The organism is Arthrobacter cupressi (genome assembly GCF_900099975.1).
Taxonomy (GTDB): Bacteria; Actinomycetota; Actinomycetes; order Actinomycetales; family Micrococcaceae; genus Arthrobacter; species Arthrobacter cupressi.
Genome location: NZ_FNEI01000014.1, coordinates 61,269 through 73,942 on the forward strand (window position 1 = coordinate 61,269; position 12,674 = coordinate 73,942).

Consider the following 12,674-nt stretch of genomic DNA (forward strand, 5'->3'; position numbering starts at 1 on the left):
ATTTACATGCCACCCGGGGAGGAACCACGGTGTTCTATTGGGTCATGAAGCGGATCTTTCTTGGTCCCATCCTCAAACTGCTGTTCCGTCCATGGGTCAAGGGGCTGGACAATGTCCCGGACGAAGGCGCAGCCATCCTCGCTTCGAACCATTTGTCCTTTTCCGATTCGATCTTCCTGCCGCTGATGGTGCGCCGTCCGGTGATCTTCCTGGCGAAGGCCGAGTACTTCACCGGCACGGGCCTCAAGGGCAGGTTGACGGCGCTGTTCTTCCGGCTCACCAAGCAGTTGCCCATGGACCGCTCGGGCGGAGCGGCCTCCGAAGTGTCGCTGGGCGCTGGCAGGGACGTGCTGCTGGGCGGAGGCCTGCTGGGGATCTATCCGGAGGGAACCCGCAGCCCCGACGCGCGGCTGTACCGCGGCAAGGCGGGCGTGGCGAAACTGGCGCTGCAGACCCGCGTCCCTGTGATTCCCGTTGCCATGATCGGCACCGAGAAGGTGCAGCCCATCGGCAAAAGGGTGCCGAACATCCGGCGCATCGGCATGATCATCGGCCAGCCGCTGGATTTCAGCGAGCACTATGGCCGTGAGGAAGACCGCACCGTGCAGCGCACTGTCACCGACCGGGTCATGTACGAGATCATGCGGCTCTCCGGGCAGGAGTACGTGGACGAGTACGCCGCCGACGTGAAGGCCCGGCTCACCGGCCACGACAGCGACGGCGGAACGGGCGGAAAAGTATGACGGAACCGCAGCTGCGGGTTACGGCCGCCGTGTCCCCAAAGCGGGCAGCAGCCCACTAGTCTTGTAGGGTGACTGAGCTAATCCCCGCACCCTCGATGACCGGCCCCATGACCAGCACGGCGCAAAGCGGTGCCGCTGACTATCCGGGACTGGACGACTGGCGCCAACTGCCGATTTCGCAGCAGCCCACCTGGTCGGACCGGGACGTCTTCGACGCCTCCGTCAAGGAACTCTCCGTGCTGCCGCCTCTGGTGTTCGCCGGCGAAGTCGACGTCCTGCGCGAACGCCTCGCTGCCGCCGCCCAGGGCCGTGCCTTCCTGCTCCAGGGCGGCGACTGCGCCGAGACCTTCGAGGGCGCCACCGCGGACAAGATCAGCGCCCGCGTAAAGACCATCCTGCAGATGGCCGTGGTGCTCACCTACGGTGCCGCGATGCCCGTGATCAAGATGGGCCGCATGGCCGGCCAGTTCGCCAAGCCGCGCTCATCCAACGACGAAACCCGCGACGGCGTCACGCTGCCGGCATACCGCGGTGACATCGTCAACGGCTACGACTTCACGCCCGAATCCCGGGCCCACGACGCCGGACGCATGTTGCGGGCATACCATACCTCCGCCGCCACGCTGAACCTGATCCGTGCCTTCACCCAGGGCGGTTTCGCCGACCTGCGCCTGGTCCACCAGTGGAACAAGGGCTTTACCGAGAACCCGGCCCACGCCCGGTACGAATCCCTGGCCCGGGACATCGACCGCGCCATCCGCTTCATGGACTCCTGCGGAGCCGACTTCGAAGCCCTCAAGCGCGTCGAATTCTTCGCCAGCCATGAAGCCCTGCTGCTGGACTACGAGCGCGCCCTGACCCGCATCGACTCCCGCACCGGCCTGCCCTACGACACGTCCAGCCACTTCCTGTGGATCGGAGAGCGCACCCGCGAACTGGACCACGCCCACGTGGACTTCCTGTCCCGCGTCCGCAACCCGATCGGCGTGAAGCTCGGCCCGGGCACCAGCGGCGACGACGCCCTGCGCCTGATCGACAAGCTGGACCCGAACCGCGAACCCGGCCGCCTGACCTTCATCACCCGCATGGGTGCGAAGAACATCCGCGAAAAGCTGCCCGCCGTCGTCGAACGCGTCACCGCGTCCGGCGCGCAGGTGCTGTGGGTGACCGACCCCATGCACGGCAACACCGTCACCTCACAGAACGGCTACAAGACCCGCCGCTTCGACGACGTCATCGACGAAGTGCGCGGCTTCTTCGAGGTGCACCAGGCCCTGGGCACGGTGCCGGGCGGCCTGCACATGGAGATGACCGGCGACGACGTCGCCGAGTGCCTCGGAGGGTCGGACCCGATCGACGAGGACGCCTTCGCCGACCGCTACGAGTCCGTCTGCGATCCCCGCCTGAACCACATGCAGTCCCTCGAAGTGGCCTTCCTGGTGGCCGGGGCACTCGCAAAGCGCTAAACCCGAACGTACAGTTGAGGCCCCAAAACCGCGTGTTTTGGGGCCTCAGCTGTACGCTCGCGCTGAATCAGACCACGCGCAGGGTCACGGTGGACCCTTCCGGGGCCATGGTGTCCACGGGGTCCTGGCTCTGGACCAGGCCCAGGATGCCGCCGAACACGTCGAGCTCCACTTCGAAGCCGAGCTTCTTGAGCTCCCTTTCGGCCTGTTTGGCCGACTTGCCCACGAAATTCGGGACCTCGACCAGCCGTGGCCCCTTGGACAGGGTCAGGGTCACCGTGCCGCCGCGATTCAGGGTCCCGTCCGACGGCGACTGGCGGAGCACCGTGCCAGCCGGAGCCTTCTTGTCAAAGATCTCTTCGGCGGCGACTTTCGCGGTCAGCCCGGCATCGCTGATCGCCTTCACGGCCGCGGCCCTGTCCATTCCGCGTACGTCCGGAACCGGGAGCGGCTGCGGGCCCTTGGACACCACCAGGGACACGGCCGTTCCGTGCCGAACAGGGGTGTCCTTGGCCGGCGCCTGGGACAGGATGGTGCCGGCCGGTGCCTGCTCGTCGTACTTCTCCGAGACCCGGCCCAGCGTCATCTCGGCCCCTGCCAGTGCGTCCTTGGCCTGCTCCAGGCTCAGCCCGTCCAGGTTCGCCAGGGGAAACAGCTGCGGGCCCTTGGACACGAAGAGGGTGACGGGCAGGAACTTGCGGATTTCCACTCCTGCCGCGGGATCGGTGCCCACCGTGTAGCCGGCCTTCACTTCGTCGTCGAAGACGTCCTGGGGCCGGGACTGGAAGCCCGCAGTGCGGAGCAGCTGCTCGGCCTCCTGGGCCGGCCTGTTCTTCAGCGCCGGGATGGTTCCGGGTGAGCCTGGCCCCATCCCGAAGAACCAGCCGGCAGTACCGGCCAGGACGGCAAGCAGCAGGATCACCGAGGCCCAGATGACCGCGCGCCGCCGGACATTGCCCTCCCGGAGCGTCCGGGACGGGGTCGCGGCGGCCCGGGCGCGGTCCTTTTCGGCCTGGCGCGCGGCCCGCTTCTCCTCCCGCGGCGAAAGCTGCGCGGAGGACGCGTCCCGGTCGGTACCGGCGGGCAGTGGCCCCGCCGGCGGCAGCACCGACGTCGGGAAGGCCGCAGCCGAAATCCCCTGCGCCGGCTGCGGCAGCACGGACGTGGGGTGCTGGCCGGACGAGATGATTTCGGTGTGCGCGGCATCGGCGGACCCCAGGACCGTGGTGTCCAGCGACGCCGCCTGTTCCGCCGCTGCCAGGGACGGCCGGGCCGACAGCGGCGCGTAGTCCAGTTGCTCGTCGCTGAGTGTGGTGCGGATGTGCCGCAGTTCGGAAAGGAGGGCGCCCCCGTCGACGGGCCGCTGCTCGGGATCCTTGGCCGTGCACCACTGGACGAGTTCATCGAGGTCGGACACCAGGCCGGGCGCGGCGGCCGAGGGCGCTGGTATTTCCGCGTTGACGTGCTTGTAAGCCACCTGGATGGGTACCTCGCCGGAGTACGGCTGGGTGCCGGTCAGCATCTCGTAGAGCATGACGCCGGCCGAATAAATGTCGCTGCGCGCATCGGCCGCCTCGCCCAGGACGAGCTCGGGCGCCAGATAGGCGACGGTTCCGATCAGCGAACCGGTGCTGGTGGCGGCCGTGACCGCGCGGGCCAGGCCGAAGTCGCCCACCTTGATCCGGCCGTCGTCGGCGATCAGCACGTTTTCCGGTTTCACATCCCGGTGGATGAGGCCGGCAGAGTGGGCGGCGGCGAGGCCCTCGATGACCGGATCGATCAGGGCCAGCGCAAGGCGCGGGGAGAGGCCGCCCTTTTCCTGGAGGACATCCCGGAGCGTGTGCCCCTTGATGTATTCCATGACGAGGTAGGCAATATGGCCGTCCTGGCCCTGGTCGAGCACGCCCACCACATGGGGATGGGAGAGGCTGGCCGCGGCGCGTGCTTCCCGGCGCAGACGTTCCAGGAAGCTGGCGTCGTTCGCCAAGTGCGGGTGGAGGACCTTCAGGGCGACATCGCGGTCGAGCCGCTCGTCGGTGGCCAGGTAGACGGTGGACATCCCGCCGCCGGCGAGCCGGGTACGCACGAGGTACCGTTGGTCCACGAGGGACCCGAGAAGGTGGTCCGAGACTTGTTCCTGCACCCTACGATCCTAAGTGAGCATAGACAACGGGCCCGAATCGTCCGTGCGATCCGGGCCCGTGGCGAACTGTGCCAGGCGTCTTAGAACTGCTTCATCAAGGCCTTGACCGAGGCCACGTACTGCTTCGTATCCGCGTACATTCCGTGCTTGCTGACGGAGTACTGGCCCTGGTAGTAGCCTGCGATCGCCAGGTCAACGGTCTTGCTGGTGCTGACGAGTGCACGGATGATCGCTACGCCGGCGGTGGCGTTGTCGTACGGGTCCAGCAGGTTGAGCTTGCGGCCCACGAGGTCCGAGGCCCATTCACCCGAAGTCGGGATGACCTGCATGGTGCCGATGGCGTTGGCGGGGGAGACGGCGCGCTGGTTGAAGCCGGATTCCTGGTACGCGAACGCCAGCGCCAGCGAGGGGTTGACGCCCATGCGCCGCGCGGTGTCCGCCACGATGGCTTTCATCTGCTCACGGGTCGGAACCGGCGATGCTTCCAGGATGGCCTTGTTCTTGTTCGCCGAACTGACGACCGCGGCCGGGTACGTGTAGCCCAGGAAGGAGCTGGGGACCAGCTGCTTGGGGCTCGAGGCCGCCTGGATCGCGGATCCGCCGGGAATGGCCAGCTTCTGCCCGGGGTAGATGATGGTGGTGGCCTTGAGCCGGTTGGCCGACAGCAGCGCCGACAGGGAGACCTTGTGCCGGTAAGCGATCCCGCCGAGGGTGTCCCCGGCCTTGATCGTGTAGGAACCCGGCGAGGCCGCCTTCGCCGGGGCGGCGGGTGCGGCCTTGGCCGGGGCGGCCGCGGCTGCGGTGCCGCCGAGCTTGATCTTCTGGCCCGGGTAGATGATGGAGTTCGCGTTCAGGCCGTTCCAGCTGAAGACCTTGGACAGGCCCACCCCGTGACGGGCTGCGATGCCGCTGAGGGTGTCGCCCGGCTTCACGGTGTACGTGCGGCTGGGCGCGGCGGCCGATGCTGCAGGACGCGGTGCCGGAGCGGCCGGAGCAGCGCCGGTCAGCTTGATGCGCTGGCCCGGGTAGATGATCGAGGTGGCTGAAAGGCGGTTCAGCTTCAGCACGGCGTTGGTTCCGAGCCCGTGGCGTGCCGCGATGCCGCTGATGGTGTCGCCCGGCTTCACCGTGTAGCCCGAGGGAACCGAACGGAGGGCCGCCGGGAGGGTGGCGGCGACGGACGACGCCGGGATCACGCCGCCGGACGCCTGGGCCGCCTGCGCCTTGATTGCGGCGGCGAGCGTGGCGGGGATGCGTTGCGGCTGGGCAGCGGGCGCGGCGGCAGCCGCGGGCTGTGCCAGGGCCAGCGAGGAGAGCACGACGGCGGGCAACGCTGCTGTAGTGGCCGCAAGCACGGGCATGCTTGTTGTCTTCTTGGACGAGCGTGGGGTCGTCATAGGAAATCCTCATCTCAGCTGCGGGCTTCGCAGGACGCTGCTGCCAGTGATACCAATGTTACTAATGTGCACAAAGTTGCAATTGTGATCAAAGTGAATCTCTCACAGATTTGCAGCAGGCACAAGAAAAGTGCTGCTCATTGGCGCATTAGCTGCTCTCCAGGCAATAAGAATGAACCCGGACGGGTATGGGAATCCACCCGCCCGCGAATCAGGAAACAGCGCCGCCGCCGGCTAGGCGAAGCGGCCGGACCGTGGCAACCTTGTTTTCGTGAGTACTGTAGAAAGCCTCGTTTCCGAATGGCTGCCGCTGCCCGATGTTGCCGAAATCCTCGACGTTCCCATTACCAAGGTCCACGGACTCCTGGACGAGCGTGCACTGGTTGCGCTGCGCGTGGGCGAACGGAAGATCCGCAGCATCCCGGCCCTTTTCATCCAGGACGGCCATGTGCTGGACAGCCTGAAGGGCACCGTCGCCGTGCTCGGCGACGCCGGCTACACCGATGAGGAACTCATCGTCTGGCTCTTCACTCCGGATGAATCCCTCCGCGGCCGGCCGGTGGACGCCCTGCGCGAAGGACGCAAGACCGAGATCCGGCGGCGGGCGCAGTCCCTGGCCTGGTAACCGTCCCAAAACAAGAGGACGACGGCGGCAGGTTACCTGCCGCCGTCGTCCTCTGTTGTTAACCGACTGACCCGCGTGACTGTTCAGGCTGCGCGGCTCACGGCCGCCTCTGCTAGGCCGCGGAGTGCGGACATGGGAAGCTCCGCCAACGGCAGCCGCTCGAGGGCTTCGAAGGCGCGGCCGCTGAGTTCGTCAATCATGGCCTCCGTGGCGGCGAGTGCGCCGCAGTCCACCATGATCTGCCGGATCTTTTCGACTTCGCTTTCGTCCAGGTCCTGGCGGCCGAGCGCGGCATCAAGATACGCGGACACGGCCGGCTCGCTTAGGTTGATCGCGAAACCGACCAGCACGGTCCGTTTGCCCTCGCGCAGGTCATCGCCGGCAGGCTTGCCGGTGGTCCCGGGATCGCCGAAGACGCCCAAGACGTCGTCGCGCAACTGGAAAGCCTCGCCGAGGGGCAGTGCGAACGCCGAATAACCGGCCAACAACACGTCATCCGCACCGGCAAGCGCACCGCCGAGACCCAAGGGGTGCTCGGTGGAGTACTTTGCCGACTTGTACCGGATGATCGAGGTGGCACGCTCCACGGCGCCCGCGCGGTCCCGCACGGGTCCGGCCACCTCTTCGAGGATGTCCAGGTACTGACCGGCCATAACCTCGGCCCGCATCAGGTTGAAGATCCGACGGGCCGCAGTTCCCGACGCCGCGCGCGGGCCGATGCCGGCGAAGGCCTCTTCGCTGAAGGACAGGCAGAGATCCCCGGTCAGGATTGCGGCGGCATGGCCGAAACGTTCCTCGTCCAGCGCCCAGCCTTCGGCCTGGTGGAGTTGGCTGAAGCGGCGGTGAACGCTCGGACCGCCGCGCCGGGTATCGGAGCGGTCGATGATGTCGTCGTGGATCAGGGCAGCCGCCTGGAACAGTTCCAGGGCACAGCCGGCCGCGACGATGTCCGGGTGGGCGGCCTCGCCGCCGGCGCCGCGCCAGCCCCAATAAGCCATCAGGGCCCGGAGCCGTTTCCCGCCGGTAACCAGCTTCGAAATCGAATCCATAAGCGGCGCGACATCCGGGGAGATGCCGGCCATGACGGTCTCCTGTCCGGCCAGGAAGCTGTTGAGTCCGGCGGCGACGTCGGCGATGAATCGGCCCTGCTCGGCGGCGAGCTGCGGCGCGCTCACTTCAGCGACCCTGCAGCCACATTGGCGCCCACGGTGAAGGTGGTCAGCCCGGCTTCCTCGTCAACCGAGATGTTGGCCGTTTCACCGTTGGCCCGCACGAAATCCCGCGACTTGGTTCCGCCCACCTTGTCCCCGGGCGCCGCCTTGAACCCCTGGGCGGTGAGGGCCGAGGTATAGAAGGTGAAGACGGCGGAAGCCGGTGCCGCGATGGTGCCCACGAGGCCGGCGGAGGCAGGGGAGGAGTTCTTGTCGACACTGCTGGACTTGAGGCTCGCCTTGGGCATCAGCGGAATCAGCTTCTGCGGGAACCCCGGCGCCAGGGACGCGACGGCGGCGGCCGTGCCCGGAACAGGGGCAGTCGATGCGGCGAGGGAAGGCGACGACGACGGCGCGGACTGCGTCTGGCCCGCGTGGGCCGGCGTCGGGGTCCCTGGAGACGAGGGAGCGCCGCAGGCGGCGGCGGCCAAAGCGATGCCGGCGGCACAAGCGGCCATGGCTATGCTTTGGCGCCTTCGAAAGAACGTCACAGGGGATTCCTCCTGGGGGAGATGATGCCGGATGCTGCCTACAGTTTAGCCGCCGGGTCCCGGGCGGAACGCCGCAGCCGGTGCCCTGTCCCGCGGGTGCACGTTCCTTGCGGGCATAGGATTTTCCTGTGAGAACAGACGGAGTTTCGGGCGGCGGCGGGCCCATCGACCCGGCAACCTTGAAGGAACTCCGGCGCACCAGCATCCTGCACGTTGACATGGATGCGTTCTTCGTCTCCGTCGAACTGCGTTCCCGTCCGGAGCTGCGGGGCAAGCCAGTCATCGTCGGGTTTCCCTCCGAACGCTCGGTGGTGCTGTCCGCTTCCTACGAGGCGCGAGGAGTCGGTGTGAAATCCGCCATGCCCATGGCCGTCGCCATGCGCTTGTGCCCCACCGCAGTGATCCTCGAGCCTCGCCACCACATCTACTACGAGGTGTCGGCGGAACTCATGCGGATGTTTGAAACCATCACCGAACTGGTCGAGCCACTTAGTGTCGATGAAGCGTTCCTCGACGTCGGTGGAGCGATCCGCCGGCTGGGCCCGCCTGTCGAGATCGCCAAGCTGATCAGGCGGAAGGTGTCCGAGGACCTCGGGATCACCGCGTCAGTGGGGATCGCCGCCAACAAGTTCGTGGCCAAAATCGCCTCGACGCGCTGCAAGCCGGACGGCCTCCTCCTGATCGAGGCGGACCGCACGGTGGAGTACCTTCACAGCCTGCCGGTGAAGGCCCTGTGGGGAGTCGGGGCGAAGACCGCGGAGGTGCTGGCCCGGCTCGGCATCCGGACCGTTGCGGACGTCGCCGCCACGCCGCCGGCCGCCCTGCGGAAGATCCTTGGCGCATCCGGGGAGCACGTCCACCGCCTGTCAATGGGGCTCGACCCGCGTCCAGTAACCCCGGCCAGGCTGGAGAAGAGCATCGGTGCGGAGGAGACCTTTGCCGTCGACACCTTCGATGATGCACTGCTTCACCGGGAACTTCTCCGGCTCTCGCACCGTACGGCCACGAGGCTCCGGGCCGGCGGGATGCTGGCGCGAACCGTGGCGCTGAAGCTTCGCTACGCGGACTTCTCCACCGTCACCCGGAGCAAAACTGTCCACACGCCGGTGGACAGCGCCCAGCTTGTCTACCAGGTGGCCTCCCAATTGCTGGCTTCGCTGGGTGCCAGGCCGATGAGTGTCCGGCTGATCGGCGTACGGCTGGAACAGCTTGAAGCTGCAGGGGGAGCTGCGCTCCAATTGAGCCTGGACCGGCGCGACGACAACTGGCGTTCGGCGGAGCAGGCGCTGGACGAGGTGAGCCGGAAATTCGGGAGCAAAACGGTGCTTCCTGCCCGTCTTCTTGAGCCGGGCACCGAACGCGGTCCCGATGGTGCAGGATAGTACTGGAAAGCGGCTCCGGACGGGCCGGTGTGTCTTTCAGAACGGTGCCCGACAAACTATCCTAGAAATACACAGAATTAGATCGTCTGGACAAAGTGCCTCATCGCGTCTGGTTCCATGGACAAGGATTGGGAACCCTTTTTCGGGCCGGTCCGTTTAGGGAAACAGAGGCGGTGGGTGCCGCCTATCTGGACCCTGGCCGGTTACGAGCCCGGCCAATTACAAGGAGGTCGCGATGCCCCTCTCGGAGCACGAACAGAGGCTTCTCGAGCAACTTGAGAAGCAACTGCATGAGGACGATCCGAAGTTTGCCAATTCCATGGGCTCGGATCCCATACGTGCCTGGTCCACCCGGCACATCATTGTGGGGGTCCTTGGCACCATCGCCGGTGTCCTGCTCTTGTTGGTCGGTGTCTCCCTCCAGAACATCTTCCTGGGCGTGCTCGGGTTCATCGTGATGGGAGCCGGTGTCTATTTCGCCACCCTCCGCAGGATCTCCGGCGGCAAGCTGAAGCCCGGCAAAGCCCGGAAGCCGAAGAGTTCCTTCATGAACAACCTCGAAGAACGCTGGGATGAGCGCCGCCGCGGCGACGACTGACTCCAGCGAAGGAATCCTCCACTTCGCCCCACAGACCCCGCATCTGAAGAAAAAAGACCCGCTCGACGGGTCTTTTTCCGTTTAAGCGCCCCCGCCGGCTCCGTGCAACACCACCGTCCGCCACGGACTCGGGATTTCCCTCCACTTCCCGCCACACCCAGGATTCCGCGCGTCCAAGCGGCGAAATCCACGCTGAGTGGTGCCGAAACGGCCGCGCCTGCGTTGACTGTGGTGCCTTGTGGAGTAAAGTGGAGGACGTAAGAGGGTAGTGGCGGAGCGGGGCGGTACGGCACCTTTCACGGATAGGCGGTGGGCCAATGTTTCTTGGCACCCACTCGCCGCGTCTGGATGAAAAGGGACGGATCATCCTTCCCGCCAAGTTCCGGGAGGAACTTGCAGACGGTTTGGTCCTCACCAGAGGGCAGGAACGCTGCATCTACGTCTTCAGCCAGCGGGAATTCGAACGTATCCACGAGTCCATGCGGGAGGCCCCCATCTCCTCCAAGCAGGCGCGCGACTACATCCGGGTTTTCCTGTCTGGAGCCTCTGACGAGGTACCTGACAAGCAGGGGCGCGTGACGATTCCGCCGGCGCTCCGGGCCTACGCAGGACTCGGCCGGGAACTGGCGGTCATCGGGGCCGGCACCCGGGCCGAGATCTGGGACGCCCAGGCTTGGGAGGAGTACCTCGCCGAGAAGGAAGCCGCCTTCTCGGAAACCGACGACGACAACCTTCCCGGATTCATCTAGACGGATCATTCGGATTCCGGGCGGGACCCGCTTCTTGGACGGGATCTCCAGCCGCCCATTGCTTCGCCAACCTGGCTCACCTTCCCCGGAGCCAGGCGGATGTAGCGATAGGCGCGGATGGGGATCCGGCCCAAGAAGCATTTAAGAGCCAGTGAACGAAACCCGAGGAGGCAGCATGGATGAGCAGAACACGCCGAAGCCGACCTCGGAGCGCCATGTGCCGGTCCTGAAGGACCGGTGCATCAATTTGCTGGCACCCGGATTCGAGGCAGCCCGCAGCCGCGGCGAGGTCCCGGTAGTCATCGACGCGACCCTCGGCATGGGCGGACACTCCGAAGCCATGCTCCAGCGCTTCCCGGACCTGCACCTGGTGGGAATCGACCGCGACGAGGAGGCCCTGGCCCTCGCAGGGGAGCGGCTCAAGCCCTTCGAAAAGCGGACCGACCTCGTCCACGCCGTCTACGACGAAATCGAAGAAGTCCTGGAGGACCTTGGTCTTTCCGAAGTGCACGGCATCCTTATGGACCTCGGTGTCTCCTCGCTCCAGCTGGACGAGCGGGAACGCGGCTTCGCGTACTCCTATGATGCCCCCTTGGACATGCGGATGGACACGAGCCGCGGGCAGACCGCTGCCGACGTCGTGAACAACTACTCCGAAGAGGACCTCGTCCGGATCATCCGGAAATGGGGTGAAGAGAAGTTCGCGGGCCGGATAGCCAACCGCATCGTCGCTGCCCGGGCCGGGAAGCCCTTCACCACCACCGGGGAACTTGTCGAACAGATCCGCAGCGTGGTGCCCGCCGCGGCCGCGAAGTCCGGTGGACACCCGGCCAAGCGGACCTTCCAGGCGCTGCGCATCGAGGTCAACGAGGAACTCGACGTCCTGGAGCGGGCGGTGCCCGCCGCCGTCGACTCAATTGCCCTCGGCGGCCGGGTGGTGGTGATGTCCTACCACTCGCTCGAGGACAAGATCGTCAAGTCGGTCTTCCAGAAGCGGTCCAAGTCCTCCGCTCCGCTGGGGTTCCCCGTGGAGCTTGAAGAACACAAACCCGAACTCAAGACACTGACCAAGGGCACCGAGGTGCCCACCGCCGAAGAAATCGCGGAGAACCCCCGGGCGGCCTCAGCCCGGCTCCGGGCCGTTGAACGAATCAAAGCAAGGAGAAACGCATGAGCACCGCCGCCGCGAAGGCAACGCCGTCCACCGTGGGCAACACTGCGCGCGCCCTGCCGCTGCGTTCTCCCGACGCCGGACGCAGAGTCCGCACGCCCCTCTCCGTGGTCCGCGGCACCCCGGGCAAACGCCGGGTGCCGTTCTTCGTCTTTTGCTTCGGGGTGCTCGCGGCGGCGCTGCTGACCGTCTTGGTCCTCAACATCTCCGTCTCCACCGCGCAATACGACCTGGTCCAGCTGAAGGCGCAGGCCGCCACCTTGACCAAGCAGAACCAGGAACTGACACAGCAACGCCAGGCATTCGAAGCTCCCCAGAATCTGGCCGCCAAGGCTGCACAATTGGGAATGGTTGCTTCCACTGCCAAAGGCCAGATCAATCTGGAGACCCTCGCGATCACCGGCACCGCGACGCCGGCACCCAAGGGCGCAGGCCTTGGTGCCGTCATTGCCGCTCCGGCGATTACCGGCCAGCTTGATGTTGTCCCGCCGGCCAGCACGAAGGATCCATTGGAGAGCCACGCCCCGTCCACGGACGCGGACGCCAAAGCCGATGCGAAGGATGCGAAGGCCGCGGGGAAGGATGACGCCAAGGCGAAGCCTGCTGAGAAGAAGGACGAGCCGAAAGCCCCGGCGGTGAACCTCAACGGAGGTTCGGTGCCGGCTCCGCAGCAGAAGGCGCCCGGGCAGTAAGCCTCC

The 12,674-nt window shown here is 66.4% G+C and carries 12 protein-coding genes; 8 read left to right on the forward strand and 4 right to left on the reverse strand.

All coding sequences use genetic code 11. The features are described from left to right. Positions 1–29 precede the first annotated feature (29 nt). Positions 30–743, forward strand: a complete 714-nt coding sequence (locus tag BLP88_RS15105) for a lysophospholipid acyltransferase family protein (protein WP_074590519.1) — start codon at positions 30–32, stop codon at positions 741–743. A gap of 95 nt (positions 744–838) precedes the next feature. Then, a complete protein-coding gene (locus BLP88_RS15110; protein WP_074590521.1) occupies positions 839–2,209 on the forward strand; it encodes a class II 3-deoxy-7-phosphoheptulonate synthase in 1,371 nt (456 codons plus the stop codon). Between the two features lie 67 nt (positions 2,210–2,276). Here the strand turns inward: BLP88_RS15110 and pknB are convergent, their stop codons facing one another. Further along, entirely contained in the window at positions 2,277–4,352 is a 2,076-nt protein-coding gene (gene pknB / locus BLP88_RS15115) for a Stk1 family PASTA domain-containing Ser/Thr kinase (RefSeq protein ID WP_074590523.1), read from the reverse strand. 80 nt (positions 4,353–4,432) lie between these two features. Then, positions 4,433–5,749, reverse strand: a complete 1,317-nt coding sequence (locus BLP88_RS15120; RefSeq protein WP_074590524.1) for a lytic transglycosylase domain-containing protein — start codon at positions 5,747–5,749, stop codon at positions 4,433–4,435. A 271-nt stretch (positions 5,750–6,020) separates the two neighbouring features. On the opposite strand from BLP88_RS15120, the gene BLP88_RS15125 reads away from it, so the two are divergent. Next, positions 6,021–6,374, forward strand: a complete 354-nt coding sequence (locus BLP88_RS15125) for an Rv2175c family DNA-binding protein (RefSeq protein ID WP_074590526.1) — start codon at positions 6,021–6,023, stop codon at positions 6,372–6,374. A gap of 83 nt (positions 6,375–6,457) precedes the next feature. Here the strand turns inward: BLP88_RS15125 and BLP88_RS15130 are convergent, their stop codons facing one another. Together BLP88_RS15130 and BLP88_RS15135 are read right to left on the reverse strand one after the other, a co-directional pair. After that, on the reverse strand, positions 6,458–7,549 hold the full coding sequence (locus BLP88_RS15130) for a polyprenyl synthetase family protein (protein ID WP_074590527.1): 1,092 nt from the start codon (positions 7,547–7,549) through the stop codon (positions 6,458–6,460). After that, entirely contained in the window at positions 7,546–8,043 is a 498-nt protein-coding gene (locus BLP88_RS15135) for a hypothetical protein (protein ID WP_074590529.1), read from the reverse strand. Before BLP88_RS15135 ends, BLP88_RS15130 begins: the two co-directional genes overlap by 4 nt. A 197-nt stretch (positions 8,044–8,240) precedes the next feature. Between BLP88_RS15135 and dinB the strand changes: the two genes are divergently transcribed. From dinB to ftsL, 5 genes are all read left to right on the forward strand, one after another. Then, positions 8,241–9,458: a DNA polymerase IV gene (dinB, locus tag BLP88_RS15140; RefSeq protein ID WP_074590599.1), complete on the forward strand. Its 1,218-nt coding sequence runs from the start codon at positions 8,241–8,243 to the stop codon at positions 9,456–9,458. A 235-nt stretch (positions 9,459–9,693) separates the two neighbouring features. Beyond that, a complete protein-coding gene (locus BLP88_RS15145; protein WP_074590531.1) occupies positions 9,694–10,056 on the forward strand; it encodes a DUF3040 domain-containing protein in 363 nt (120 codons plus the stop codon). A gap of 317 nt (positions 10,057–10,373) precedes the next feature. Further along, positions 10,374–10,805: a division/cell wall cluster transcriptional repressor MraZ gene (gene mraZ / locus BLP88_RS15150; RefSeq protein WP_074590532.1), complete on the forward strand. Its 432-nt coding sequence runs from the start codon at positions 10,374–10,376 to the stop codon at positions 10,803–10,805. Between the two features lie 175 nt (positions 10,806–10,980). Beyond that, entirely contained in the window at positions 10,981–11,979 is a 999-nt protein-coding gene (gene rsmH / locus BLP88_RS15155; RefSeq protein WP_074590534.1) for a 16S rRNA (cytosine(1402)-N(4))-methyltransferase RsmH, read from the forward strand. After that, a complete protein-coding gene (gene ftsL, locus BLP88_RS15160; RefSeq protein WP_074590536.1) occupies positions 11,976–12,668 on the forward strand; it encodes a cell division protein FtsL in 693 nt (230 codons plus the stop codon). The genes rsmH and ftsL overlap by 4 nt, the downstream gene beginning before the upstream one ends. Positions 12,669–12,674: the final 6 nt, after the last annotated feature.

Coding starts and splice junctions, on each gene's coding strand:
- BLP88_RS15110 (WP_074590521.1), top strand. CDS start 839: ATGACCGGCCCCATGACCAGCACGGCGCAAAGCGGTGCCGCTGACTAT.
- BLP88_RS15120 (WP_074590524.1), bottom strand. CDS start 5,749: ATGACGACCCCACGCTCGTCCAAGAAGACAACAAGCATGCCCGTGCTT.
- BLP88_RS15135 (WP_074590529.1), bottom strand. CDS start 8,043: ATGGCCGCTTGTGCCGCCGGCATCGCTTTGGCCGCCGCCGCCTGCGGC.
- BLP88_RS15145 (WP_074590531.1), top strand. CDS start 9,694: ATGCCCCTCTCGGAGCACGAACAGAGGCTTCTCGAGCAACTTGAGAAG.
- mraZ (WP_074590532.1), top strand. CDS start 10,374: ATGTTTCTTGGCACCCACTCGCCGCGTCTGGATGAAAAGGGACGGATC.
- rsmH (WP_074590534.1), top strand. CDS start 10,981: ATGGATGAGCAGAACACGCCGAAGCCGACCTCGGAGCGCCATGTGCCG.
- ftsL (WP_074590536.1), top strand. CDS start 11,976: ATGAGCACCGCCGCCGCGAAGGCAACGCCGTCCACCGTGGGCAACACT.